The organism is Paracoccus aurantiacus (assembly GCF_007993065.1).
Taxonomy (GTDB): domain Bacteria; phylum Pseudomonadota; class Alphaproteobacteria; order Rhodobacterales; family Rhodobacteraceae; genus Paracoccus; species Paracoccus aurantiacus.
Genome location: NZ_VOPL01000010.1, coordinates 22179 through 45231, shown reverse-complemented (window position 1 = coordinate 45231; position 23053 = coordinate 22179). Strand labels below are relative to the sequence as shown.

General features: G+C 62.4%; 26 protein-coding genes and 4 pseudogenes. 12 read left to right on the top strand and 18 right to left on the bottom strand.

The features are described 5' to 3' along the window. Positions 1-9: 9 nt before the first annotated feature. From FQV27_RS17175 to FQV27_RS17160, 4 genes are read right to left on the bottom strand one after another with little or no spacing between them, the layout of a single operon-like run. Positions 10-1140, bottom strand: a complete 1131-nt coding sequence (locus FQV27_RS17175; RefSeq protein ID WP_147100948.1) for a glycosyltransferase — start codon at positions 1138-1140, stop codon at positions 10-12. Further along, positions 1140-2123: a glycosyltransferase family 2 protein gene (locus tag FQV27_RS17170; RefSeq protein WP_147100945.1), complete on the bottom strand. Its 984-nt coding sequence runs from the start codon at positions 2121-2123 to the stop codon at positions 1140-1142. Before FQV27_RS17170 ends, FQV27_RS17175 begins: the two co-directional genes overlap by 1 nt. Then, the gene (locus FQV27_RS17165) at positions 2026-3258 is read right to left on the bottom strand and encodes a glycosyltransferase (RefSeq protein WP_246133158.1); all 1233 of its coding nucleotides are present in this window, start codon (positions 3256-3258) and stop codon (positions 2026-2028) included. Before FQV27_RS17165 ends, FQV27_RS17170 begins: the two co-directional genes overlap by 98 nt. A gap of 4 nt (positions 3259-3262) precedes the next feature. Then, positions 3263-5290, bottom strand: coding sequence for an HAD-IIB family hydrolase (locus FQV27_RS17160; protein WP_186827355.1), 2028 nt, complete (start codon positions 5288-5290; stop codon positions 3263-3265). 115 nt (positions 5291-5405) lie between these two features. On the opposite strand from FQV27_RS17160, the gene FQV27_RS17155 reads away from it, so the two are divergent. Next, positions 5406-6206, top strand: coding sequence for a sulfotransferase family protein (locus FQV27_RS17155; RefSeq protein ID WP_246133157.1), 801 nt, complete (start codon positions 5406-5408; stop codon positions 6204-6206). 95 nt (positions 6207-6301) lie between these two features. Beyond that, positions 6302-6478, top strand: coding sequence for a recombinase family protein (locus tag FQV27_RS19220; protein ID WP_245727390.1), 177 nt, complete (start codon positions 6302-6304; stop codon positions 6476-6478). On the opposite strand, the gene FQV27_RS17145 is transcribed toward FQV27_RS19220, so the two are convergent. Continuing rightward, entirely contained in the window at positions 6475-6735 is a 261-nt protein-coding gene (locus tag FQV27_RS17145) for a hypothetical protein (RefSeq protein WP_147100940.1), read from the bottom strand. The two genes, FQV27_RS19220 and FQV27_RS17145, sit on opposite strands and share 4 nt — an antisense overlap. A gap of 776 nt (positions 6736-7511) precedes the next feature. Here FQV27_RS17145 and FQV27_RS17140 point away from each other — a divergent pair. Continuing rightward, positions 7512-7846: pseudogene (locus FQV27_RS17140) on the top strand (transposase); the annotation flags it as partial. A 387-nt stretch (positions 7847-8233) separates the two neighbouring features. On the opposite strand, the gene FQV27_RS17135 reads toward FQV27_RS17140, so the two are convergent. The 3 genes from FQV27_RS17135 to FQV27_RS17130 all read right to left on the bottom strand — a co-directional run bounded on the left by FQV27_RS17135 (position 8234) and on the right by FQV27_RS17130 (position 9252). Beyond that, the gene (locus FQV27_RS17135) at positions 8234-8794 is read right to left on the bottom strand and encodes a type 1 glutamine amidotransferase domain-containing protein (protein ID WP_147100938.1); all 561 of its coding nucleotides are present in this window, start codon (positions 8792-8794) and stop codon (positions 8234-8236) included. A 138-nt stretch (positions 8795-8932) separates the two neighbouring features. Further along, a complete protein-coding gene (locus tag FQV27_RS18935; RefSeq protein ID WP_186827354.1) occupies positions 8933-9100 on the bottom strand; it encodes a hypothetical protein in 168 nt (55 codons plus the stop codon). Continuing rightward, positions 9094-9252 carry a helix-turn-helix domain-containing protein gene (locus FQV27_RS17130; RefSeq protein ID WP_147100936.1) on the bottom strand — a complete coding sequence of 53 codons (159 nt, stop codon included), beginning with the start codon at positions 9250-9252 and terminating at the stop codon, positions 9094-9096. The genes FQV27_RS18935 and FQV27_RS17130 overlap by 7 nt, the downstream gene beginning before the upstream one ends. 161 nt (positions 9253-9413) lie before the next feature. On the opposite strand from FQV27_RS17130, the pseudogene FQV27_RS19215 reads away from it, so the two are divergent. The 3 genes and pseudogenes from FQV27_RS19215 to FQV27_RS19060 all read left to right on the top strand — a co-directional run. Further along, positions 9414-9774: pseudogene (locus FQV27_RS19215) on the top strand (recombinase family protein); the annotation flags it as partial. A 15-nt stretch (positions 9775-9789) separates the two neighbouring features. Continuing rightward, positions 9790-9993: a helix-turn-helix domain-containing protein gene (locus FQV27_RS19320; protein WP_342779895.1), complete on the top strand. Its 204-nt coding sequence runs from the start codon at positions 9790-9792 to the stop codon at positions 9991-9993. 119 nt (positions 9994-10112) lie between these two features. Next, positions 10113-10301, top strand: a complete 189-nt coding sequence (locus FQV27_RS19060; RefSeq protein WP_222611728.1) for a hypothetical protein — start codon at positions 10113-10115, stop codon at positions 10299-10301. A 342-nt stretch (positions 10302-10643) separates the two neighbouring features. On the opposite strand, the gene FQV27_RS19315 is transcribed toward FQV27_RS19060, so the two are convergent. From FQV27_RS19315 to FQV27_RS17100, 4 genes are read right to left on the bottom strand one after another with little or no spacing between them, the layout of a single operon-like run. Then, positions 10644-10772, bottom strand: coding sequence for a DUF2474 family protein (locus FQV27_RS19315; protein WP_147100934.1), 129 nt, complete (start codon positions 10770-10772; stop codon positions 10644-10646). Then, on the bottom strand, positions 10772-11803 hold the full coding sequence (gene cydB / locus FQV27_RS17110) for a cytochrome d ubiquinol oxidase subunit II (protein WP_186827353.1): 1032 nt from the start codon (positions 11801-11803) through the stop codon (positions 10772-10774). Before cydB ends, FQV27_RS19315 begins: the two co-directional genes overlap by 1 nt. 3 nt (positions 11804-11806) lie before the next feature. Continuing rightward, positions 11807-13255: a cytochrome ubiquinol oxidase subunit I gene (locus tag FQV27_RS17105; protein WP_147100932.1), complete on the bottom strand. Its 1449-nt coding sequence runs from the start codon at positions 13253-13255 to the stop codon at positions 11807-11809. A gap of 42 nt (positions 13256-13297) precedes the next feature. Further along, entirely contained in the window at positions 13298-13939 is a 642-nt protein-coding gene (locus FQV27_RS17100; RefSeq protein WP_147100930.1) for a peroxiredoxin, read from the bottom strand. An 85-nt stretch (positions 13940-14024) separates the two neighbouring features. Between FQV27_RS17100 and FQV27_RS17095 the strand changes: the two genes are divergently transcribed. Together FQV27_RS17095 and FQV27_RS19310 are read left to right on the top strand one after the other, a co-directional pair. Continuing rightward, a complete protein-coding gene (locus FQV27_RS17095; protein WP_147100928.1) occupies positions 14025-14486 on the top strand; it encodes an RrF2 family transcriptional regulator in 462 nt (153 codons plus the stop codon). Continuing rightward, positions 14483-14686, top strand: a pseudogene (locus FQV27_RS19310) (Crp/Fnr family transcriptional regulator); the annotation flags it as partial. The gene FQV27_RS17095 and the pseudogene FQV27_RS19310, both read left to right, overlap by 4 nt. A 44-nt stretch (positions 14687-14730) precedes the next feature. Here the strand turns inward: FQV27_RS19310 and FQV27_RS19205 are convergent. Continuing rightward, positions 14731-15489, bottom strand: a pseudogene (locus FQV27_RS19205) (Mu transposase domain-containing protein); the annotation flags it as partial. Positions 15490-15733: 244 nt separating this feature from the next. On the opposite strand from FQV27_RS19205, the gene FQV27_RS17080 reads away from it, so the two are divergent. Further along, positions 15734-16102 (top strand): hypothetical protein, encoded by a 369-nt coding sequence (locus tag FQV27_RS17080; RefSeq protein WP_147100922.1) that lies wholly within the window; start codon positions 15734-15736, stop codon positions 16100-16102. 427 nt (positions 16103-16529) lie between these two features. Here FQV27_RS17080 and FQV27_RS17075 read toward each other — a convergent pair whose 3' ends face one another. From FQV27_RS17075 to FQV27_RS17060, 4 genes are all read right to left on the bottom strand, one after another. After that, positions 16530-16943, bottom strand: a complete 414-nt coding sequence (locus tag FQV27_RS17075) for a Hint domain-containing protein (protein ID WP_246133155.1) — start codon at positions 16941-16943, stop codon at positions 16530-16532. Next, positions 16940-17956, bottom strand: a complete 1017-nt coding sequence (locus FQV27_RS17070; RefSeq protein ID WP_147100916.1) for a DUF1403 family protein — start codon at positions 17954-17956, stop codon at positions 16940-16942. The genes FQV27_RS17075 and FQV27_RS17070 overlap by 4 nt, the downstream gene beginning before the upstream one ends. Positions 17957-18099: 143 nt before the next feature. Then, a complete protein-coding gene (locus FQV27_RS17065) occupies positions 18100-18558 on the bottom strand; it encodes a type II toxin-antitoxin system VapC family toxin (RefSeq protein WP_147100913.1) in 459 nt (152 codons plus the stop codon). After that, a complete protein-coding gene (locus FQV27_RS17060; protein ID WP_036743548.1) occupies positions 18555-18791 on the bottom strand; it encodes a FitA-like ribbon-helix-helix domain-containing protein in 237 nt (78 codons plus the stop codon). Before FQV27_RS17060 ends, FQV27_RS17065 begins: the two co-directional genes overlap by 4 nt. Here FQV27_RS17060 and FQV27_RS17055 point away from each other — a divergent pair. Continuing rightward, positions 18785-19882 carry a tyrosine-type recombinase/integrase gene (locus FQV27_RS17055; RefSeq protein ID WP_246133154.1) on the top strand — a complete coding sequence of 366 codons (1098 nt, stop codon included), beginning with the start codon at positions 18785-18787 and terminating at the stop codon, positions 19880-19882. The two genes, FQV27_RS17060 and FQV27_RS17055, sit on opposite strands and share 7 nt — an antisense overlap. Here FQV27_RS17055 and FQV27_RS17050 read toward each other — a convergent pair. Continuing rightward, positions 19879-20151: a type II toxin-antitoxin system VapC family toxin gene (locus tag FQV27_RS17050; protein WP_147100911.1), complete on the bottom strand. Its 273-nt coding sequence runs from the start codon at positions 20149-20151 to the stop codon at positions 19879-19881. The two genes, FQV27_RS17055 and FQV27_RS17050, sit on opposite strands and share 4 nt — an antisense overlap. A 318-nt stretch (positions 20152-20469) precedes the next feature. Here FQV27_RS17050 and FQV27_RS17045 point away from each other — a divergent pair, with 318 nt between their 5' ends. Next, a complete protein-coding gene (locus FQV27_RS17045) occupies positions 20470-21828 on the top strand; it encodes a nucleotide-binding protein (RefSeq protein ID WP_186827352.1) in 1359 nt (452 codons plus the stop codon). Further along, positions 21825-22841 (top strand): ParB N-terminal domain-containing protein, encoded by a 1017-nt coding sequence (locus FQV27_RS17040; RefSeq protein WP_147100906.1) that lies wholly within the window; start codon positions 21825-21827, stop codon positions 22839-22841. Before FQV27_RS17045 ends, FQV27_RS17040 begins: the two co-directional genes overlap by 4 nt. Positions 22842-23053 lie beyond the last annotated feature (212 nt).

The following is a 23053-nucleotide window of genomic DNA, read 5'->3' as shown; positions in this document are numbered from 1 at the left end:
GCGGCGGGGTCAGATCGTGACCATGGCGGACACGGCGGGCGGCAATTCGACCGGCTCGAAGGTAATGTCGGGCGCGGGGCTTTTGCGGGCCCGGGTCGCGCGGGTATAGAGGCTCTCGTAACCATCCAGCATTCTGTCCCGGCTGAACAGGCGGCGGACGCGGTTATGCGGGCGGTGGCGCGAGATCGCCATTGCAGTCAGCAGCGCCCGTGCCAGCCCCTTGGCATCCTCGGGGGCGGCGAATGCGCCGCAATCGCCGATCACCTCTTCGGTCGCGCCGATACGGGTGCTGGCGACCGGCAGGCCGCAGGACATCGCCTCGATCGCCACCAGCCCGAAAGGTTCCTGCCATTGCGGCGTGAACAGCATGGCCGAGGCCGCGCCGATCCTGTCTGCCAGATCGTGCCCCGACAGATGACCGCCATAGCGGATGCTCTCTCCCAGCAGCGGGCGCAGCCGGGTTTCGAAATAATCGCGATGTTCGATGGTCCCGAACAGCGTCAGCGGAACGCCCGCGATGCGCGCCGCCTCGGCGGCCAGATGCGGGGCCTTGTTGGGTGTGATCCGCCCCGCCCAGACCGCGCTGCCATCGCCCTCTGCACGAAAGGGCCAGTCGGCCATGTCGATGCCGTTGCCGACCACCGCAGCCTGCGGCGGCGCGCCCTCGGGCCACCACAGCGCCGCCTGCGAGGATGAGCAGACGGTGAACAGGTTCCACGGGGCGACCGAGGCATGGACCGCGCGTTGCAGCGCGCCGAAGGGCGGAACGTGCAGCGAGGTGACCGTGGCCTGCCGCGCCACCCGTGCATATCGCGGGGGATAGCGGTGCAGGCTGTTGTTGTGGACCAGATCGAAGCCGCCCTCGCGGATGGCCTCGATACAACCCGCGAAGGCCCGGTCGATGACCGCATTCAGCGCATCCGTGCCATGACAATCGTGCCACGGGTAATCCGCGTCGTAATGGCGCACGATGATCGGATGGACCGGCAAGCCCGGATCGCTGTCACCCGATGCGAACAGCGTCACGTCATGTCCGCGCGCCATCAGCCCGCGCGTCAGATGCCAGGCATGAGCCTCCATCCCGCCCATAAACGGGGGCGCGATGGGGTGGCGGATATGGGCGACGACGGCGATCCGCATCAGACCGCCTTCGCGACAAGAAATTCCGCCTGCGCCGCCTCGACCTGCAGGCGACGGGCCTCGCCCGACCGCTGCGCAGGGGCGATCGCCTGCAGCCGGTCGATCACCCGACGGGTGTTGGCATAGGGCATGTGGGGTTCCTGCCGGCACAGCGCGAAATCGCGTTCGTCAGGCTCTCGCAACACGATCAGCCCGTCCGGGCCGTTCTCGATCAGGCCCATCAGGCGGAAGGCGTAGAGCCAATGCTCCATCGTGCGATGCCCCCATTTCGAGGCGAAATATTCCGCATTCCGGATCACCGAGGGGATCTGGTGGATCGGCGGCATGCAATGAGGGTGATATTGGTGATAGACCCGCGCGCCCTTCAGCCACCAGATACCGATCCCGCGTTCGGCAAGGGTGCGACCGAAATCCGTATCCTCGCCGCCATAGCCCAGATAACCCTCGTCGAACCCGCCCGAGGCGTTCCAGTCGTCGCGATGGATGGCGAAGTTCAGCGACCAGAAGCAGCGGTAATCCTGACATTCGCGCAGCCCGGATTCGGGCGGGGCCTGCCGGTCCGAATGCCGCACGCCCAGCCTGTCGAAAAGGGCGAAATCCAGCCCCGCCGCCTCGGCCCCGTCGGGCAGATACTGCACCTCGCCCATCAGAAGGCCCCGCCCCGATTGCGCGGCGGCAGCGTAATCCGCGATCAACCGGGGCGCGGGGATGCAATCGACATCCACGAAGACCAGCACATCGCCCAAGGCCGCCCGTGCCGCCGCATTGCGAGCCGCCGAAAGCGGCAGCGCGCCATCTGTGGCATCGATCGGGATCTGGCGCAGCGGGAAGTCGGTTTCGGGCAGGTGCTCGTAGGGCTCGGCCTGCATCACCGCCACGATCAGTTCATCCGGCGGCGTCGCTTGCGCGTGAAACCCGCGAATGACGTTCGCCAGATGGTCGGCGCGCCCTGCGGCAATGGTCAGGGCCGAGATCGTGGACATGAGATGTTCCTTTCCTGCTGTCGGTCGATGGGGTCTGGCCCCAGATGCGGTCGCACAGGCGCGCCAGCCACCGGGCGGTCGCTGGCGCGGCGTCCTCTCCTGCCAATCGCCGCTGGATGGCGGTGTCGTGCGTTCGTTGGGCCTCGGCCAGCGCGGCCTGCCAGGCATGGGCCGAGGCAGGCAGATAGGGCAGATGCAGCGCCGCCCCAGCACGGCCAAGCGCCCGCGCCTTGTCCTGCTGTTCGTCGAAATAGCGCCACTCGGGCACGACGATCCAAGGGCGCGCGGCGGCCAGCACCTGATGGCAGGTGGTGTTACCTGCGGAAGAGACGATCAGATCGGCGGCGGCGATATGGTCCGCCGCGTTATCGACCCAACCCGCCAGATGCAGATTGGCGGGCAGCGTGGCGTGCCAGTCGCGCTGGATCTTGCCGATAACGATCCAGTCCATATCCGGGAAGGCGCGGGCAGCGACGCCAAAGGCGGCATCGGCCCAGCCATCGCCGCCCCCGCCCGACACCACCACGGCCAGCTTGCGACCCGGCCCGATACCAAGCGCGCGGCGTGCGGCATCGCGGGCGGGCAGCGCCGCATTCACCCCGATGCCCGGCGCGTGAAAGGTCAGCGCGCGCATCCAGTCGGGGCGGTCCGGGTTGTCCAGATCGGCATGGAACGGCGCCAGCAGACCGGCGGCACCGCGGTAGGCGGCCATATGGCCGGGATCGCTGCGGTCGCCATGTTGCAGGATCTTCACATGCGGCACAGAGCACAGCCGCGCCAGTTGCGCAACCTCGGCGCTGACATCGCTGATCATCAGCGCGGGATCGGCCTCGTGAAACCAGCGCGTCATGGTTGCCATCGCCTGACGGATCGTGGGCCAGCCGACCGGCGCGCAATGCATCGTGTCTGGCGTGGCGATCCAGTCGGTCTGGGGCAGCGGTCCCGCGGGCGGTTCGAACAGCGACGAGATGGTGACGATCTCGACCCCCGGTCCGAGGGGCGGGAAGATGTCGTCGCGGGCGCAGAAGATGGTGACGGGCCGGTCCTGCGGCAGAGCATTGACGATGGCCGCACAGCGTTCCGCATGGCCCCGTCCCTGATGGTGAACGAAATATCCGATGGGGCGCGGGCTCACCATCCTATTCCGCCGCGATGGGATGGTGGCGGGTCAGGCCGAAGCGTTGCATCCCGTCCAGAACGCCCAAGGCATGATCCTGCGCGCTGCGATAGGCCAGCCGCGCGGGCGCGACCTCGGGCAGCGCATTCGCAGGGACGATCGCGCGACGGAAGGCCGTCAGCATGTCCAGATCGTTGCCGCTGTCGCCCGCTACGACACAGTGATTGTGATCCAGCCCCAGCCTGCGCGCCTCGAACCGGATCGCCGCAGCCTTGCCCGCCCGCGCCGGCAGAATGTCGATCAGCCGGTCATGCGACAGGATCACCTGCGCGGGCAGCGCCGCCTCGGCCAAGGCCTCGCGGATGCGGTGGCGGTCGCTGGCCGTGCCGAAATAGCTGAGCTTCCACGGGCGCTGATCGTGACGCGGCTGTGCGGTCAATGCCAGACGGTCAAGCGTCCGCAGGATCGCCGAGCGGTTCCATCCGTCCGAGATGAAATCGGCATAGGCCTTGCAGGGCTGCAGCTGGCCGTGCTCGCCCCACCGCCAGATCTCGCTTCCGACAGAGGCGATGAACAGATCGGGCGCAGGCAGGTTCCACGCCGCAAGAACTTGCCGCGCCTCGGTGACGGACCGTCCGGTGGCGACGGCGAACAGGATATGCGGATCGCGGCTGGCGCTCCATTCCGCGAAACGCTGCGCACCGCGCGCGCAGCCGGTCAGGGTGCCGTCGATATCGCTGGCAAGGATCGTGTGGGAGCGCGACGGTTGCGGGCGGTGGCGGCGCAGATCGGCATAAACGGCAGCGACGCCCTCGGCCCACCGCGACCAACTATAGAGACGCCCTGCCCGTTCGGCGGCCTCGACCACGCGGGAATCGCGCTGCGGGTCGTCCAGAATGCTGCGGATCGCATCGGCGATGGCGTGCGTATCGCGCGGATCGACCAGCGCGCCATAGCCCAGACGATCGACGATATCGCCCGGGCCCCCGTTCTGCGTCGCCACCACCGGAACCCCGGCCTGCGCCGCCTCGATCACGGTCAGCCCGAAGGGCTCGTGCAGCGCCGGGTTGACGAAGACCCCACCCCTTGCCGCCAGTGCATAGAGCGAGGCGATATCGGCCTGATCGTGGTGACGCGGCAGCGCGACACGGCCCCACAGATCGAAGCGGTCGACAAGATCGAACAGCTCGGCCACTGTCTGTGCTGTCTCGGTCTCGTCAGGGCGCAGACCGTCTCGCAACCCGGCCACGATCACCAGATTTGCGCGGTGCTGCAGGTCGGGGTCGTTCGCATAGGCCCGCACCAGCGCCGCAAGGTTCTTCTTGCGGATCGGGCGCGCGATAGCCAGCAGGATGGGCTTTTCGGGATAGCGCAGAAAGGGAGCGATCAGTCGCCGCGCCGGGCGCAGGTCGTCTGTGCGCACCGCAAGGACGCCCGGACCGATGCGATGGGTCCGGCCCTCGGCGGTCGGATCATGGGCGGGGATCTGACGCTCGGCCTCGTCCCGGGATGAGGCGACGATGGCCGTGGCATTTTGGATCGCCCTTCCCTCGCGCGCGATACGCCGCTGCAAGGCCGCGCTTTGCGGGTCCGGGGCCTTGTCCAAGGCCAGAGAATGACTGGAGAAAACCCAAGGAATCCCGAATCGGACCCGCGCAGCGGCGGCGAGTTCCGCCGCGTCCGAGAAATGCGCGTGGATTACATCCGGAAGGGTGTCAGTTCCCGCCAAGAGGTCCAGAAAGGCGTCGTTCAGGGCGGGTATCTCGGCCTCCAGCGCCTCTTTCGACAGATAGGCCAGATTGGCTGTCCTCAGGCGGCGGATGACGCAGCGCGGGGCCACAATTTCGGCAGTCCGGGCGTGGATCGGGTCCAGCCCGTGACCGGAAAAGGCCCGCGTTACGATATCGACCTGATCGACATCCTCGCGCGCCGCCTGAGCCAGCGCCGCGCCCAGAACATAGGCGATATGGCCGCCCGTATCCTCGGTCACGCCATAGCGGACAGGCGGCGCCTTCAGGCAGCCACCCAATGCGACATGCATGATACGCATGGACTTTTCCAATCGATTTAAAGAGCGTGCGCGAAATGTCTTCCATTCACGTGATAACGCGCCCATGCCGCATCGCAGTTCCCCGCCGCCCCACTTGATAAAAGCTAACACCGCCGTGAACGCATCCGAAACTGCAATCCAACGCTATGTTTTCGTTGGCGGTCTTCACCGTTCCGGCACGTCGCTGACGGCGCGTATGATCGCGGGCCTGCACGATGTGGCGGCCATCAGTGATGCCCCGGTGCCCGAGAACGAAGGCGTCTATCTGCAGGGCGCGATCCCCCACACCGCGCTGCACGGTCGCCCGATGCATTTCGCGACCGATCCCCGACAGCATCTGACTGAGGGCTGCCGCTGGGACCGGCTGGAGACCCGCCAGCGGATCGAGGCCGACTGGGCCCCCTGGTTCGGCAAGGGCCGCTGGAGGGTCGAGAAATCGCCGGTCAACCTGACCCGGATGCGGCTCTACCAACAGCTTTTCCCGCTGAGCCAGTTCGTCGTGGTGATCCGCCATCCCCAGGCTGTGGCGGCGGCGGTGTCGAAATGGGTGGATGCGCCGCAGGCGGTTCTGATCGATCACTGGATCGCGGCGCACCGGCAGTTGCGCAAGGATCTGGACCGTCTTCATGCGGTGATGGTGCTGCGCTACGAGGATCTCGTCCGCGCCCCGCAAGCCCATCTCTCTGCGCTCGCGGCGTTTCTGGATGTCGAGGACCGCAGCGTCGATTACGATATCCGCGACGGCAATCGCGACTACGCCTATCCCGTGGACCCCAACCCGTCGCAGTTGCAGGCGATGGCTGAGTGGGGATACGGGCCGGGCGGCACCCTGACCGTGCCATCGCGCCTGCTACGACATCCACTGCGACGGGTCGCAGAGCGGGCCGAGGCGGCGTTCTCTCAGGCGACCGGATAGCCCGTCCGGCCCTGATGCCGACGCTCATCTTAGGTGGTCCACAACCCGTATTCGTCAAGCATATCCGCTGACGGGCGCGTCAAACGCAGCTAACCATGGAGCAGCTTGTCCGGTTGGTGCGGCTCGGGAAGGGTCTTCTTCAAATGCGCGATCACAACCTCTGCGCCGAACGGCTTGTTGATAAAGACGGCACCATCCCGATGGGAAAGATGTTCTTCAACATTCCTGCCACCTTCGGCGAGTTCGAGACTGACCTCATCCGCACCCGCTAATGTATGGCCATCGCCCGTGCCCAGGGCAAACTCCGGGGAAAGCTGTCGAAACTCGTGGAAAAAAAGAACTGAGTCGGATGGTTACCGTCCTGCGAAGGCGCTACGCCACGGTAGATCGCTTTCGCCACAATCGACAGAAGCAAACCCATGGGCAGGACCACGATCGGCGTCAATCGGGGCGGTGGATTTTTCGGATAATCTTCGTCGAACAGCGCGTTGAGCGCGCTGCGCTGAGACCCATCGGCCAGATAGGTCACAACTCTGACTACACCTTCTATCCTACCATTTGCACAATGAAGACAAGACTCGAAATTTTCCAAGGCATGAATGGATTGGTGGTCTCCAGCCTTTTCTCTGGTCGCTGGAACAATCTCGGCGTGTCCCGAGACAAAGAGAAACCTCCCGCACGCCCTGCGGTATAATATGCGCCGTCCGGCTTCGTCATCTCAGCGTGATTGATGACGCGCTTTTTGCTGAGTATCGCAAAGCTCGGCTTCACCAATGCTTAAAATTAGGGTCAGGGTTCATAACCAATAGATGACGAGAGCCGCGTCCTGGAAAGAGGGCCTGTTCCGGCCCTCTTTCCAAGGGGTGGGTCCTCGCAATGCTCGCTTCCTCCACCGGCGCCTCAGCATGGGCCTCTGGCCATGCGCAGCCCCCGCCCTTTGGCGTGCGCTGACGGTTTGGTTCCGTGCTGCTGCGCGTGGCTCCGGTCCCAGCTGCGCCGCCCTTGGAAATTCACCGACCCGGTTCGCCGCCTGGCAAGGCTTCAGGAGAGGGCGCGCTGCGCGCTTCTCGCCTGAAACCTCCGCCCATTATGGGATTCCTTAGGCTCTGTTGCACAATTCGGCTGATGGCCAAGGCTCCCCTTTCCCCGGACGGACTTATCCCGCGGCTTCCGTGACGGTTGTGCCGAGCGCGGTGTAGCCGTTCAGGAGGGCGATGCGGACCTGGAGTTCGGCAACCTGACTGGGCCTGCATCGGTTCTGTTCCGGTCTTCTGAGAGCGATGCTCTCACCAAAGGAGACAGGATATGGCAGCGACACACAGCGCGGAATTCAAACGGGATGCGGTTCGCATTGCACTCACCAGCGGCTTGACACGGCATCAGGTTGCATCTGATCTAGGGGTTGGGCTTTCGACGCTCGGCAAGTGGATCCGGGCGATTTCCGATGAGGCGAAGACGCCAGAACCTGACGGCGATCTTCTCCGCGAGAATGAACGGCTTCGGAAAGAGAACCGTATACTGCGCGAGGAGAGGGAGGTGCTAAAAAAGGCGGCTCAGTTCTTCGCGGCTCAAAAGCCGTGAAGTTTCAGTTCATTGCCAACTATCTGGGCAGCCTTTCGCGCAGCCATTTCTGTCGCATGACCAGCGCCGCATCCGTCGCGTCCGTTCCCGTCATTGCTGCAACAAGATTATCTGTCATGGTGTCATAATCATAGCACCCGCCCGCATGTTCGAAATAACCGAAGCTCCGGCGACACGGGGCGATCATGCGAAAACCCGCCTCAGTCAGCGCGGCTGTCTGCTATTTCTAGATGTTATGTCCCAGTGGCCGACCCTGCATCACCACGTCCGTGCCTTCGCCTTCGACGTGAATGTGGAGCTCCGTTCCGTCAGCTACGGTAGTGTGGGACATCGGACATCTTCCTGTTCCTGTCTGCAGGGTCACTCGGGCGTGAGTTCGGTCATCGCACCATGGAAAACCGCGGTAGAACGCCCGTGGTCGTGCGAACGGACTGTAGCTCCGGATATCAGGCGGAACTGCGCTCGTGGCGGCCCTCTTTCACTTCCTCGATGATCTTGGCGCAAAAGGCATCGAGATCGCCGGGATTGCGCGACGTGATGAGCGCCTGATCGGTGACGACCTCACTGTCTTCCCAGTTGCCGCCCGCGTTTTTCACATCGGTCTGGATCGACGTGTAGGAAGTTACATTACGACCCTCGATCACACCCGCCTCGACCAGCAGCCAGGGCGCATGGCAAATCGCGGCCAGCGTCTTGCCGCTGTTGAAAAAGTCGCGCACGAAGCCAACGGCCTTCTTATTGGTGCGCAGGATGTCGGGGTTAATCTGTCCGCCCGGTAGTACAAGCGCGTCGAAATCCTCGACCCGCGCATCGTCGAGGGCAAGATCGACGTCGATGCTTTCGCCCCAGTCGTCTTCGTCCCATCCCCTGATGGAGCCGCTTTCGGGGGAAATTACGGTGATCGTCGCGCCCGCCTCTTCCAGCTGCCGTTTCGGTTCGAACAGTTCTGACTGCTCGAACCCATTGGTGGACAGAATTGCAATTTTTGCGTCTTTGATATCGGTCATGTCGAATTTCTCCGTTCGGTTTCGATACGTGATTCTGACATCCACACCGCACGGGGCGTCGGTGTCGCAGTATCAAAATGATCGTTCCAAATATAGAACCGTGTCGATATTGCTCTGGTTCCGAACGGGCGGAAAAAATCAGTCGAGCAAGGCTTCGCTGGTCTTCAGCAGCGTACCGGCTTCTGCCTTGTCCATGCCTGATTTGCGCATAAGCGTTGCGCCATAGGCCAGCGACACCAGCGCACGCGCCTTGGCGCGGATCGCGGGATTCGCTCGTTCGCCACACTTCTGGTTGTAAATCAACATTTTAGCCCGTCTAGACCTTCCAGCCTGTAGCGCGACAGCCAGCGTTGCGCCGTCGGGATCGGCACATCGGCCGCGCGGGTGGCAGCGACCAGAGAAACTCCCTCTTCCAGATGAGACAGCAGAGCGGCGAACCGGCGCATCGCTTCACCCATTCTGTTTCTCCAACCTGTCCGTAAGGGGATCGTTGAAGGGACGGCCAGGTTGCCCCTGAACCGGCCAGTTGAAGGCCAGCAAATGCTGGCAGGCCAAAATCTCAGATGAATGGTCCGATAATTTTTGCAATGAGGGGGCGGCTACTGTTACAGATCAGGACATGACACAGATTTTGATCGGCTACGCCCGCTGTTCCACCGACAAACAAGACCTTGCTGCGCAGAAGGGCATCCTTGTCAGCTTCGGAGTTGCCTCCGATCGCATCTACACCGACCACGGCTATACCGGCACGAACCGCGCCCGCCCTGGTCTGGATCAGGCGCTTGCAGCTTTGCGGGAAGGTGACACGCTTGGTGCCGAAGCTGGACCGGCTGGCGCGTTCCGTTCCCGACGCCCGCGACATTGCCGACAAGCTGGCCGCGCGCGGGATCAAGCTTCAGCTTTGCAGCGCCATCTATGACCCGACCGTCCCGATGGGCAAGCTGTTTTTCAACATCCTGGCAACCTTTGCCGAGTTCCAGGCCGACCTGATCCGAATGCGGACCCGCGAGGGCATGGCTGTGGCCCGAACCAAGGGCAAGCTGCGCGGCAAAAAGCCGAAGCTGTCAGAGCGCCAGCAGCAGCTGCGGCGCATCTATGACACCGGGGAGTATTCCATCAGTGATTTAGCAGAAGTGTTCTCGATTCCGCGGCCGACCGTGTATCGCACTTTAGGCCGTCAGGCGCCGACGGCGGCGTGATGTCAGATGATCCAAAGCCTCCACGTCCGCCCTCGCTGAAAAGCGAGACCCGCCAAACTAACTGGCGCCGCACGAACCTGCCGAAGTATCAGGCCCACCTTGCCGTTCAACGGGCGCTTATGTCCGGCGCCCTTGAAAAGCAGGGCTGCGAGGTCTGCGGCGCAGCCAAGGTCGATGCCCACCACGACCGATACGACGAACCCTTGAACGTGCGTTGGCTATGCCGCAGCCATCACGTCAAGCTGCACCATTACGGCGAGGATATGTTTCCCATTGGCCGACAGCAGGCGGGATTAGAGGGCGAGTGAGAACAGGATGACGGTACGGTCTGTTGATTGGGAGGCACTGCGCGATCAGTGTGCAGAGGTGCTGTGGCGTGAGGTTTCAGCGCCCCAACTTCCAAACTTCTGCCGCCGTATCGGCCTTGCTCCTTGAAAAAACGCAGGCAGAGCCAGTGAACAGCAAGCGAGCCTATGTAAAATCGCTTCTAGTCATTAACCCACGGTCCTACAAACAAGGGAAAGGCGCATTACAGTGGCGACCGGGGATAGAAGCTTTCGTTCAAAGGTGCCGCCGAGACCTATCGGCGGTTGTTCCGTCGAGCCTATTCAGTAGGCGACCCATCTCCGTCGATATGATTATTTTCTATCCTAGGCTATCCAGAGCCGCAGGATGTATGCGACCGCGCCGACTGCGCCGACCCCGGCAAACCACAGCAGGATGAACCAACCGAGGCGGCGCAGCCATGTTCGTGGAGGAGTTCCCTCGACTGATCCCATCAGTGATACCCCGCTTCCGGATCGACCTTTCCGCGGAACACCCAGTAGGCATAAGCGGTGTAGGCCAAGATTATTGGCAGCAGAATGCCCGCACCCACCAGCATGAATATCTGGGCGTTGCGCGGAGCGGCGGCCTCGTAGATTGTAACTTCCGTGGGCACGATGTAGGGGAACATCGACATGCCGAGCCCCACGAAGCAAAGCGCGAACATCGCAAGTGCCAGGATGAAGGGCCAGTAGTCATGCCGGTGCACGTACAGAGCGCGAAACATCAGTCCGGCAAGCGTTAGCACAGCCAGTCCTACCAGGGTCGCGAGGCCGATCCCCCAGCTGGAGAACCAGCGGCTGTAATACCCTTCCTGCAGGAACGGCGTCCACAGGCTGACGACACCGATGAAGCCAACAGTCACCACACCAAGAAACCACGCGCGGCGGCGCATGCGATCCTGCAAGTCGCCCGTGGTCTTCATCACCAGCCATGTCGCGCCTAGCAGCATATAGCCCACCATGACCGCGACGCCGACCGTCACCGAGAAGGGGGTTAGCCAATCCCACCAACCGCCCGCATAGGCACGGGCCGTCATGTCGATCTCGATCCCCTGCAACAGCCCGCCAAGCGCGATGCCCTGGCTGAGGGCCGCAACGGCGGACCCGCCGATGAAGGCGATGTCCCACACACCGCGCCAGCGTTCGGTCCGCCAGCGGAATTCGAACGCGACGCCGCGAAAAATCAGCGCCAGAAGCATGGCAATAATCGGCGCATAGAGCGCGGGCAGGATCAGCGCATAGGCCAGCGGGAAGGCGGCGAACAACCCGCCGCCGCCCAGGACCAGCCAGGTCTCGTTGCCGTCCCAGACGGGTGCGACCGAGTTCATCATCACGTCCCGGTCGCCCCGTTTGCGTTCCGCGGCAAACAGCATGCCAAGACCCAGATCGAACCCGTCGAGGACTACGTAGATCAGCACGGCGAGGGCAATCAGGAAGGCCCAGATGAACGTCAGATCAAAGGAGATTCCGTCAACGATAGGCATGGATCATTCTCCCGGATTTACGGCATTGGGGCGACGCACGGCTTCTTCCGGGGCGGGGGTGATGCCCGCGGTGCGGATCGGACCCTTGACGACTTCACCCAGTTTTGGCTCGCCGAAGACAGGCGGATGACCCATCAGGCGCAGAATGTAGAATGTGCCCGCGCCGAAGACGGCAAAATAGATCACGATGAACGCCACGAGTGACGTACCTACAGCGGCGGCATCCAGCGGGGCCGCGCTTTCGGACGTGCGCAGCAGGCCATATACCGTATAGGGCTGGCGGCCCACCTCGGTCGTGACCCACCCGGCCAGCACCGCGATGAGGCCCGATGGCGACATCGCCAGCGCCGCGCGGTGCAGCCACGGGGCTTCGAACAGCCGCCCCCGCCACCGCGCCCAGAGCGACCAGAGACCGACCCCCATCATCGCAAAACCAAGGGCCACCATGATGCGGAAAGACCAGAAGACGATGCCCACCGGCGGTTGATCCTCGTCCGGGATCGTGTCGAGCCCGTCCAGCGGTGCATCCCAATGGTGTTTCAGGATCAACGAGCTGAGGTTCGGAATGCCTATGGCATAGTCCAGCGTTTGTGTCTCGTCGTTGGGAATACCGAAAAGGTAAAGCGGCGCGCCATTGGGATGAGACTCATAGTGCCCCTCCATCGCCATCACCTTGACCGATTGGTGCTCCAGCGTGTTGAGGCCGTGCAGATCGCCGAGGAAGATTTGCACGGGCGCGACAATGGCGGCCATCCACATCGCCATCGAGAACATGGTTTTCGTGGCTTCGGACGGTTGCTCACGTCTGCGCCGGCGGCGCAGCAGGTGGTATGCCGCCACACCGCCAACGATGAAAGCCGTGGTCAGATAGGCCGCCGTCACCGTGTGCATCAGGCGATAGGGGAAAGACGGGTTGAAGATGATCTCCCAGAAGTTCTCCGGCAGGAATTGGCCGGTGTCCGGGTCGATGGAGTAGCCCGCAGGCGTCTGCATCCAACTGTTGACGGACAAAATCCAGAAGGCCGAGAAGAAGGTGCCGAGGGCCACCATCGCTGTGGCGACCATGTGTAGCCCCGGTCCGACCCGTTCGCGCCCGAAGAGCATGATGCCTAGGAATCCGGCTTCGAGGAAAAACGCGCTGAGCACCTCATAGGCCATAGGCGCGCCGATCACCGGTCCCGCGCGATCCGAGAAGACCGACCAGTTGGTGCCGAACTGGTAGGACATGACGATGCCTGACACGACGCCCATTGCGAAGGCCAGCGCAAAGATTTTCACCCAGTAGCGGAACAGATCGAGATACTTGTGATCCTTCGTCCAGAGCCACAGGCTGTTCAGCACCGCCAGATAGCTCGCCAGCCCGATGGTGAAGGCCGGAAACAGGAAGTGGAAGCTCACCGTGAATGCGAACTGGATGCGGGCGAGGAGAACAGCGTCGAAGGATTCAAGCATGGGGGTGCCTTTTCAGTTCAGGCGGCGGGGCCGGTCATGTCGTTAATCTTTTGCGCTCTCGATCCGGGTGGTGCGGAGATAGGGTTTGATCGTGGTCCAGCCCTGCGGGAACAGGGTCTTTGCCTCATCGTCGGGAATGGACGGCGGGATGATGACATCCCCGCCCGGCCACCAGTCGGCGGGCGTCGCGATGCGGTTGCGATCGCCGGCCTGCAAGGCGTCAATGACGCGCAGAATCTCATCGAAATTGCGCCCAACGCTCATCGGATAGGTCATCGTCAAGCGGACCCTCTTTTCCGGGTCGATGATGAAGACGGAGCGAACCGCCTCCGTCTCGCTCTGGGCAGGATGGATCATCTCGTAGAGTTTCGCGATCTTCAGGTCGGGGTCCGCGACGATGGGGAAGGTCAGGGTCGTGGACTGTGTCTCATTGACGTCCTCGACCCATTTCAGGTGTTCGTCCACATCGTCGGTGCTGAGACCAAGGGGCTTCACGTTGCGCGCGGCAAACTGATCGGCCAGTTGCGCGGTGCGCCCCATCTCGGTCGTGCAGACCGGCGTGAAATCCGCCGGGTGGCTGAAGAAGAATACCCAGTCGCCGCCCGCCCAATCATGGAACCTGATCGGACCGGTTGTCGTATCCGCTTCAAAGTCGGGGGCGGTTTCGCCGATCCTGACGCCCATGAGTCGCTCCAATTTCATTGCTTTATGGGGTAGATAACATATACTTCAAATAAAGCAATATTAAGTGTATGTCTTTGGGAGAAAAATGCGGCTGACGGCTTACACGAACTACGCCCTTCGCACCTTGCAGCTCGCTGCATTGAAAGAGCCGGATTTGGTCAGGATCGAGGAAGTTGTGAAGATACACGGGCTGAAAAAACCGAACATCGTCAAGGCTGTGCACGAACTTGGCCGCGAAGGGTATCTCGTGACGAAACGGGGCCGGGGTGGCGGGTTCCAGCTTGCCCGCCCTGCGACAGAAATTCGCGTGGGTGATGTCGTGCGCCTGACCGAGGGTGATCTGGACATCGTCGAGTGCTTCAACCCCGACACCAACACCTGCCCTCTGATCGGCGTCTGCCGCTTGTCACGTGCGTTTCAGGAGGCAACACGCGCCTTCATGGCAGTCCTCGACGATCTGACGATTGCCGACATCGCGGCCAACAAGGGGGCATTGATGGGCCGTATCGACGATGCCTTGGCCTTGCCACAGGACGCGCCACGATGACCCCTTGGCTTGACCGTTTTCCCGGTCTTACGACCCTTGAGGCATCACTTCGGGACCGTCTGATTGCGGCGGCAAAGGTTGTCCAACTGCCGAGCGGCATGGTCATCTTCGGCCCTGGGCACCCGCCCGAGAATCTGCTCTTGCTGTTGGAGGGCCGGGTCCGCGTGCAGCAGATCACTGAGAATGGGCGAGAGATCGTGCTCTATCGGGTTCACGCAGGGGAAAGCTGCGTGTTGACCACGGCGTGGCGGGGAACCAGGGCGAGGACATCGACCATCTCGCGATCACCGCCGGGCTTGCGGAGCATCTGCTCCTGCAGTTGCCGGAAGGCAGGCGGGAACTCGGCAAAGGTCGCGCCATTGCGCAATGCACCGGGCTTGCGCTGAAGAACGGCAAGATAGTGCCGCCAGTCATAGATGGTCCGCGGCGGCACCTGGTGATTGCCCTGGAACACGCGGCGATGCTCGCACAGGATGTTGCCCTCGGCCGCCACGACCAGCCGGTCCGGATAGATCCGCAGGCTGACAGGCCGGTTTGCGAAAGACGCCGGCACGCTGTAGCGATTGCGCTCGAAGCTGATCAGGCAGGTGGGCGAGACGCGCTGCTGGGTTCGATGAATCCGTCAAAGGCGGGCGGCAGGGGCATCAGTGCGGCCCGCTCCTCGGCCCAGACATCGGCGATGGTGCCCGGCAGCGTGCCGTGCGGGGTCTCTTGCCACACCTTCAGGCAGCGCTGCTCCAGCCAGGCGTTCATCGTGGCAAGGTCGCAAAAGCCCGGCATCCCCTGCAAGACTTGGCGGCGGGAGTCCTGCACGTTCTTGTCGACCTGTCCGCTCGCCATCGGGCTTGAACCGATGGCGCCACGATGGCTCGCCCCAGCCTGCGGCCGGATAGCAAAACTCCTGCTCGAAGACATAGTGGTTGGCCATGGCGAGGAAGCGGATGTTGACCTGCCGCTCTCTGCCGCGGCCGACACGGTCCACCGCCGTGCGCATGTTCTCGTATCCGGCTCACTTCTTGGTGGAAATCGACAAATCATGTTCTTCAAACCGCGTCGAGGGGCGACTATTTCAGCAACCTGTTAGCGTCTGGCGGTTTTCCCCGGTCGAGGATGCCACAATCCTCGCGATGGATCTGAGTGGCGCAACAATCGCCGAACTCACGCGCACGCTCGGGCGACCATGGAACTCGCTGCGCGGCCGACAGATGACGCTGGCGCGTCAGCAGCCCGCCGAGAGGCAGCGGAGGATGACGATGTTTGAACGGCTGGTCGTCGCCATCGCCGATTGCCCGGAAGGTGATCTGCGGTTCATCCTGTCGGCGGTGCTGGAAGACATTTGCGCCGGAGAGCCTGCGCCTGATTCTAGCGGCGTAGACCAAGAGGCGGAAAACTGGGCGGCGCTGGCAAGCGATGACGAACTGCGAGCCTATTTCGTCGCCTGCGGTGTGACCGCCTCGCCAGAGGCGGGCTTGGCCCGCGCGGCAAGTTCAGGCTGGCCCAGAGAGCGATGGCGGGCAAGAGCCACGAAAATCTCGCCACGGTTAAGACCGGTTTCTGCGGCCGCTTCGGGCATGGCAGGTAACGGGCTCGTCGTCCTTGTCGATCCGCGTCTATGATCCGGTAGAATACAGGTGCGCGACGCGGTAAACCTCAACAGACGAGACGAGGCAAATTGACACATGGCCTGTCCAGACAGGTAAGTTTACCTAAGCTGTTATCGAAGCCATATTGTGGCGATATAGTTCTGTCCCCCCCCCGAGGAAAGAGTATGCCCCGCCTGTTTTGGCGGGGCATTTTTGTTTTCAACGGTCCAGTTGGGCGGTTGTGAGTAGCAGATGCCTGACATTGGACGTGGAAAGGTTTGCCGGGGCCAGGCAACGGCTACCCAAAAGTTCGGTTTCCCGGTTCCTGCAATCACCGCGCGGCCAGTTAGCCCCCGCGTCTGTTCGCAGACTCCGGGGCCAAATTCTCTGCCGAGATCACGCCCGGGCCGTGAGACGTCCTCCACCGCCTTGCGACTGGTCACACAGTCTAGCCCTCTCCTCAGACCTCTCCCACCAGCGGCTTACGGTTCTGCAGGTGACGCATCGCCAGCTTGCGGCCCTGCCCGCCCGAGACCAGTTCCCGCGCCGGGACATGAGCATGCTCAGGAGCTCGAAGTTCAGGGAATATCGTGAAGATCTCCTCCAACGCCGCCGGACCAACCGATTTCAGCGCCTCGTCGCCGGTGAAGAGCGATTCCGTTTCCGCGCCATTGGCCAGGACGGTCTGGTGGGTATCGAAGAGAAAATGGACATAGGTCACCTCGTCCAGATCCTGCGCCACGTCGATGCCCTCGATCTGGCACAGCTGCTTGGCGGCAACCAGCACCTCGTCCGCACCGAACATGGTCCGGGCGATGCGCGAGCGCACCAGGATCCGGTGCTGGGGCGAGACGACGGCCGGGCTCGTGGTCACAGCACCGCCGTCCACAGCCGGAACCGCGTTCCGCCCGTGATCTCGCGCAGCAGCCCTAGTCCCTGCAAGCGCGCCAGCAGCCGCTCGGCGGTATCGCGGCTGATCGCCGCTTCGGCTTCCAGCGCAGCGGCGGAAACCACTGGATGCACCACCAGCGCATCGATCACCAATTCCGCATTGCTGCCCTTGATCCGCGCCGTCGTCCGCCTGGCCCGATCTGCCCAGTCCATCAGCTGCCGGATCACGCGGAACCCCGCCTCGCAGCCGGCCGCAATGGCCCCGCACCACGCCCTCAGAAATTCTTCCGCATCACCACCTATCGTCCAAACTCGCCGCCCGGCCTGTCCCATCGGCACCATCACCAGCGGCCCCGCGCTGTCCGCCATGGCCCGTGCCGCCCAGCACATCGCTTCCAGCTGGTGCCCGTCCGGCGACAGATCGGTAAGCCGCCAGAGCCGGCATCCGAACGCTGACCGGGTGATCGCATGGCACCCCTCCAGTGCGGCAAGTCCCGCCGCAAACCCCTCGGTCTCGGAGTCAAAATCGGCTCCGGTCGGGCGCAGCAGGTCGCTGTCGCCCCGCCCCTGCCCCCCCCGGTGCAGCCCGAGGAAATCCCGCAACGCCTCCAGACGCCCCCTGCCCTGCAACCGCCCGATGGCCCACCGGGCCAGAGCCAGCGCTTCCAGGTCGACCGAGGACGGCGCATCGGCCAGGTCGCGGATCAGCACGTCTTGCGGGATCGGTGTCCCCGCGGCCCAGAGCATGGACACGACCTCACTGAATGCCAGCCGGGCAATCAGACCGCGGCGCGTTTTTTCGTCCAGACTTGCCAGCAGCCCGTCCAACCGGCCGATGGCCTGCGCGGCCCGCGCCAGGTCCACGGCGCAAGCCGCCTCGGCCGCGCGCCAGGCAGCGGGATCGAGCAAAGCGCGCCGATCCGCCCGCGGCAGGGGCGGATCGGCCGGATCAGCATCGTACAATGGATCAAACCAGTATTCGTCCAAATCGCTCATATCCGCAGAATAGATGATAAATGCGGATCACTGAAGTATGTCTCTGATGTCGTAATTACTGTCGATAAGATGCCATTATCGATAGTGTTGAAGAAGGACTAACATTCCGCTATCATGGGAGGGGAAACCGGTCAGGGAGAGCCTCAATGCGCCGCAGAATCGCCCAACTGGCGAACGAAGGCCGCGGCCTCGGGTACCGCCGCCGCGGCCCGGACAAAGCGGCGATCCGCGGTCACCACAGGCACCTTGTGCCGCATCGCCAGGGCGAGATAGCTGCAGTCATAGACCGGATGATCCAGGAGCAGCGACAGCTGCAGCGCCCGCTGTGCCAGCGAGGCATCCTCTGCTCCCTGGCGCAGCGGCGCCCGGGTGATCAGGTCGAGGGCATCGGCCGCCTCTTCCGGCAGCAGTCGCTGCCGCCGTACGGCCGACCACAGCGCATTCGCGACCTCGATGTAGATCAGAGCCGGGGCATAAAGTGGCCGTCCGTCGAGCAGCGTGACGGCAGCTTCACTGCCGTCTTCCTGCAGGACCCATTTCAGCGCGGTGCTGGCATCGACCACACAGGGTCCGGAGCTTGGCCCGGCGACGGCGACGCTCACGCGCGCGCGTCCCGTCCCGCGCGCACCAGCGCGGCGCTGTCGGTGCCGCGATCGAGGCGGGCCCGCAACCGGGCCGCCGCCGCTGCGAAGTCCTCGGACTGGCCGGGCGTGCCCAGCACCTCGCGCAAGAGCATCCGGTGTTCGGCCTCGACCGAGCGGCCATTGGCTGCCGCCCGCAGCCGCAGGGCCTGCGCCGTGGTCTCGTCGACATCCCGCACGATCAGCTGTGCCATGGCTCGTTCTCCATCAATCCGTTATCAATGATAGCAACCTGATGTCACAACTTCAACCCCTGCCCCTCCCGTCGTCGCTCACGCCCGCCGACCAGGACGCGCTGACGGATCTCTTCCGCCGGGGCACGGCCGAGAACACGCTCCGCGCCTATGAACAGGATCTGGCCTATATCGGGGCCTGGAAGGCTGCTGCGTTCGGTGCCGCACTCGCCTGGCCCGAGGAAGAAGCGGTGGCGCTGCGCTTCATCCTCGATCATGCGCGGGATTTGCGCGATGCGACCGGGCCGGCCCGTGAGGCAGCCGAGGCCCTGGTGACCGCGGGACTGAGGCGCGGATACGCCGCCCCTGCCCCGTCGACAATGGATCGCCGCATCGCAAGCTGGCGTGCCTTCCACCGGATGAAGAACCTTCGCTCTCCCTTTGACGCGCCGCTGATCAAGGAAGCCCGCATCAAGGCGCGGCGGGCCGCGGCCCGGCCGCGCCAGCGCAAATCCGAAAACCCGATCACTCGCGAGGTGCTGAGGGCGATGCTGGCGACCTGCCGCACCGGCGCGAGGCGCGACCTGCGAGATCACGCCGCCCTGGCGCTGGCCTGGGCCAGCGGCGGGCGCCGGCGCTCCGAGGTCACGGCGCTGAATCTCGACGATATCGACGCCCGGCCAATGGCGGAGCGCGGGCTGATCCGCATTCGCCTCTTGCACACCAAGACTACCACGCCCGATCAGGCTCCCTGGCTGCCGCTGAAAGAGTTTCCGGCACGCTCGGTGCTGGCCTGGATCGAGGCCGCCGGAATCACCGGTGGGCCGCTCTTCCGTCCGGTCAGCCAAGCCGACCGGGTGCTGAAACGTCGCCTGACGCCGGGCGGGTTCCGTGAGATCGTCGCCCATCGGCTGGAACTGGCCGGCTATCCACGGGACTTTGCCAGCCCGCACGGTTTGCGCGCGGGATTCCTGACGCAGGCGGCGCTGGATGGCGCGCCGCTCGCCGCCGCCATGCAGCTGTCGCTGCACCGCGATCCCGGCCAGGCACAGGCCTATTATGCCGATGTCGAAATCACCAATAACCCCGCCGCGAACCTGCTGGGGGACTAGAATTGCTTGGGTACGACGCTCATACGCGCCTGTGCGGTCGCCTTTCGGTCAAAGCTGAAGACCTCGCCAAAACCTGCCTCATGGCCCGCAAGCGCAATCATGTGATCCGAAAACCCCGCTCCGCCTTGCCGGTAGCGCTCGACCGCCCGTCCGACGCGCTCTGCCGCTTCGACGACGATCTCGCGCGCTGAGAAAAGCCCGTCGACCTCACCCGCGATCTCGGATCGCGACAGCCCATAGGCGCGCTCGAGCACCCAGACCAGTTCCACCAAAACCTCGCGGCACGGCATTGCCAAGTTGTTGTGTCGTGAAGCCCCTGGTACAGGATTTCGAATGAAAATGCCATCATCCCTGGGGTCCCAAAGACGCCGCTTGATCTCAATAATTGGGGCCGACATCGTTCTGGCCCAGCACCCGCACGTCGATCTTGAACGCGTTCAAGATTAGATCGTTTTGCACCTCACCGCCTTTAATCATACTCGTGAATTCAGGTAGGCGCGTGGTATCTTCCAATTGCGCCCACAATAGTGCTACTATGAGTGGCGAAACGAGTCGAACTCGGAATCAACCGAAGTCGGGGCAGCGATATGAGCGGAAGTCTAGAACAGTTTTTGACCGATCTGTCACGAGGTCTGGAGCGCACAATGGTCGCCGTCAACAAAGAGTTGACGCTGCGCCATCGTATCAAGCGCACATGGTCGATGCGACAGTGCGCTCGCTTCTTGAACGTCAGCATCCAATACTTGACCAAGTTCGCGAATGGTAACGACGACTTTCCAAAGGGTGAGTACGTTGGACGCGAGCGTGTCTTCAACCTTCATGAACTGATGCATATGCGCGCTTTGATGGCGGCGTCTGCAAAGCGTCCTTTTGACTATCTTTCGTGGCGCAAGCCCGGCGATCCGCTTCCAGTCATTTCATTCGCCAGCCAAAAGGGCGGCACGGCCAAGAGCCTTAGCGCTGCACATTTCGCACAGTACCTGAGCCTACATTACGGAATGCGTGTTGGCGTGATGGATGCGGACCCGCAGAGCACGATCACACTTTACTTTGTAGGCGGTGAGGGGTTGTCTCAAATGCCTACTGAAGAAACGCCATCGATGGTGGACTTCGCGGGCCTCTTCCAGTCTGAGGAGGCGCCGTACACGGATCACTCTGCCGAGACGCTGGATAGCTTCTTTTTGAAGACTTCTTGGCCAGGGCTTCGTTTGGTTCCAGCGCACGGAGAGACCTCTGAGGGCGAAATTCAGATCGCCCGCTTGGTTCGCGAAGCTCCTGCAGGCAAGAGTTTCTACCGCTACCTTCGGGACGCGATTGATCGCTGGAAAGAAGCGCACCCTCCGGCAACTGCTCCCAATGAACTTGTTACGGATGGAAAGGTCGATCCTGTCCGACTTGAGCATGCGCTGAACGAAACGCTGGATTGCATCATTATTGATTATCAACCGGCGCTGACGCTTTTCCAGCTCAACAATGTGATAGCCTCTTCATCCCTCGTCATTCCTCAGACCATGAAGGGGTTCGACATCGCAACTCTGTCGACCTTTGTCACCGGCCTGCTAGGTATGCTGCAGCACATCTTAGCACATGAGCGTATCGATATTGGCTCGGGTGCCAACATGCTTTTGCCAACCATTGTGCAGCGTTCCAATGGTCAGGATCTCAACCACATCGGCAACCTTCTCGAGCACTGCCCCACGGAGATCTTGCCCGTGTTCTATCTTCGGTCAGACGCGATTTCGAACGCTTCAGACGTTTATCAGTCGGTCTACGAATACGAGCCTGACACGCCTGGCAAACGAAAAGGTATCAACAGATTTATTGAGAACGCAGACGCGGTGAACGATGCAATCGTCAGCCGTCTGTGGCCAGGCCTCGAACGTGGTTATGCGAATGCATGGATGGACACGTTCTATGATGACGATGACGGGGAGACCGCAGCATGAAGCGAACTATCCCGAGGTCGCTGGTTTCGAAAGCGTTGAACCAATCAGCTGAGCCGAGTGGCAATGGCGACGAGGCAAAAGTCGACACTGCACCGTCTTCTACTACTGCACCTTTCAAGGGAGCAGGTAGTGCATGGAAGGCCGGCGCACTTGCCCAATCGCAGGCAGCGATAGAGCAGGGACGTACGCAGCTCGTCGATGACATTCTGAACGGCCGTCACGAACTTCAGATTTCACCGGAACAAGTGCAGGATCCGTTAGGTTCAGATCGTCGTGATGACTGGCTGGCACAAGAGGCCTTTCAAACGCTTCTTAAGAGCATCGAAATCAACGGCCAAGACACGCCCATCCTTGTTTGGCCAGAGGATCCGTATTGGAAGCCCGACCCGTTGAGCCCAACAGATGTCGCGGATGCTCGCTTTATCATGCTGACCGGCAGACGTCGTCATGCTGCAGCGAAAACCTTGGGGCTTAAGCTTCGAGCAATCGTGGCGCCCCCAGAGAAGCGAGGCGCGGAGAACGCGCAGTTCGAGATGCTGTTCCTCCGTTTCCGGGAAAACGAGGAAAGGGAGAACCTTGGCGCATTCGAGCGCCTACTGGCTATCGGAGAGATGTACGAGACGCTTCGTGTGTCTGGCGGGAAGACGACTGCGGTAGCGTTTGCAGCACGTATTGGAGTCCACGAGAGTATCGTGTCGCGCGCTCGCGCAGTTTTCGGGGCTCGAGATCAAATCTTGAACGCGTTCAAGAACGCTTACGACATGAGCTTCCAGGATCTGCAAAAAGCGCTGGCCAGCCTTGAGGGCAAGCCGAAGAAGCAAGTCAGAAAGTCCGCTCAGAAGATCACCGCCAAGCGCAAGGTAGGGGGTCGTAATCTCTCGCTCACGTCAGCGAACGGCAATCTCTCGATCAAAGCAGCAAGCGTACCGCTGAGCCAAGAGAAGCTTGAGGAGTTGAGCGATCTGATCGCGGACTTCTTGGCAAAGAATAAGGAGGTTCCACCGACGGGCTAGAGCCTGAATACCGGTGCATCTCCATACATTGAGACAACGAGCAAGAAGGAAGAATGTGATCTAAAGGCAAAAGAAAAGCCCCCAAGCTGAGGGCCTGAGAGCTGATCTTATTGGTTTGGTCGCCTTGAAGATAAGTCTCTCTCGAATCACTGTCAACAAGAACGCTTCTGAGCGAACGGCTTTCTTTTGCCTCCACATAACTGGAGGTGAGA

What these genes read in the sequence shown, in the direction of transcription:
- FQV27_RS17175 (WP_147100948.1), bottom strand. Translation starts at nt 1,140, where the DNA reads ATGCGGATCGCCGTCGTCGCCCATATCCGCCACCCCATCGCGCCCCCG.
- FQV27_RS17170 (WP_147100945.1), bottom strand. Translation starts at nt 2,123, where the DNA reads ATGTCCACGATCTCGGCCCTGACCATTGCCGCAGGGCGCGCCGACCAT.
- FQV27_RS17160 (WP_186827355.1), bottom strand. Translation starts at nt 5,290, where the DNA reads ATGCGTATCATGCATGTCGCATTGGGTGGCTGCCTGAAGGCGCCGCCT.
- FQV27_RS19220 (WP_245727390.1), top strand. Translation starts at nt 6,302, where the DNA reads ATGGAGCAGCTTGTCCGGTTGGTGCGGCTCGGGAAGGGTCTTCTTCAA.
- FQV27_RS17135 (WP_147100938.1), bottom strand. Translation starts at nt 8,794, where the DNA reads ATGACCGATATCAAAGACGCAAAAATTGCAATTCTGTCCACCAATGGG.
- FQV27_RS18935 (WP_186827354.1), bottom strand. Translation starts at nt 9,100, where the DNA reads ATGTTGATTTACAACCAGAAGTGTGGCGAACGAGCGAATCCCGCGATC.
- FQV27_RS17130 (WP_147100936.1), bottom strand. Translation starts at nt 9,252, where the DNA reads ATGGGTGAAGCGATGCGCCGGTTCGCCGCTCTGCTGTCTCATCTGGAA.
- FQV27_RS19320 (WP_342779895.1), top strand. Translation starts at nt 9,790, where the DNA reads ATGCGGACCCGCGAGGGCATGGCTGTGGCCCGAACCAAGGGCAAGCTG.
- FQV27_RS19060 (WP_222611728.1), top strand. Translation starts at nt 10,113, where the DNA reads ATGTCCGGCGCCCTTGAAAAGCAGGGCTGCGAGGTCTGCGGCGCAGCC.
- FQV27_RS19315 (WP_147100934.1), bottom strand. Translation starts at nt 10,772, where the DNA reads ATGGGATCAGTCGAGGGAACTCCTCCACGAACATGGCTGCGCCGCCTC.
- cydB (WP_186827353.1), bottom strand. Translation starts at nt 11,803, where the DNA reads ATGCCTATCGTTGACGGAATCTCCTTTGATCTGACGTTCATCTGGGCC.
- FQV27_RS17105 (WP_147100932.1), bottom strand. Translation starts at nt 13,255, where the DNA reads ATGCTTGAATCCTTCGACGCTGTTCTCCTCGCCCGCATCCAGTTCGCA.
- FQV27_RS17100 (WP_147100930.1), bottom strand. Translation starts at nt 13,939, where the DNA reads ATGGGCGTCAGGATCGGCGAAACCGCCCCCGACTTTGAAGCGGATACG.
- FQV27_RS17095 (WP_147100928.1), top strand. Translation starts at nt 14,025, where the DNA reads ATGCGGCTGACGGCTTACACGAACTACGCCCTTCGCACCTTGCAGCTC.
- FQV27_RS17080 (WP_147100922.1), top strand. Translation starts at nt 15,734, where the DNA reads ATGACGATGTTTGAACGGCTGGTCGTCGCCATCGCCGATTGCCCGGAA.
- FQV27_RS17070 (WP_147100916.1), bottom strand. Translation starts at nt 17,956, where the DNA reads ATGAGCGATTTGGACGAATACTGGTTTGATCCATTGTACGATGCTGAT.
- FQV27_RS17060 (WP_036743548.1), bottom strand. Translation starts at nt 18,791, where the DNA reads ATGGCACAGCTGATCGTGCGGGATGTCGACGAGACCACGGCGCAGGCC.
- FQV27_RS17045 (WP_186827352.1), top strand. Translation starts at nt 20,470, where the DNA reads ATGAGCGGAAGTCTAGAACAGTTTTTGACCGATCTGTCACGAGGTCTG.
- FQV27_RS17040 (WP_147100906.1), top strand. Translation starts at nt 21,825, where the DNA reads ATGAAGCGAACTATCCCGAGGTCGCTGGTTTCGAAAGCGTTGAACCAA.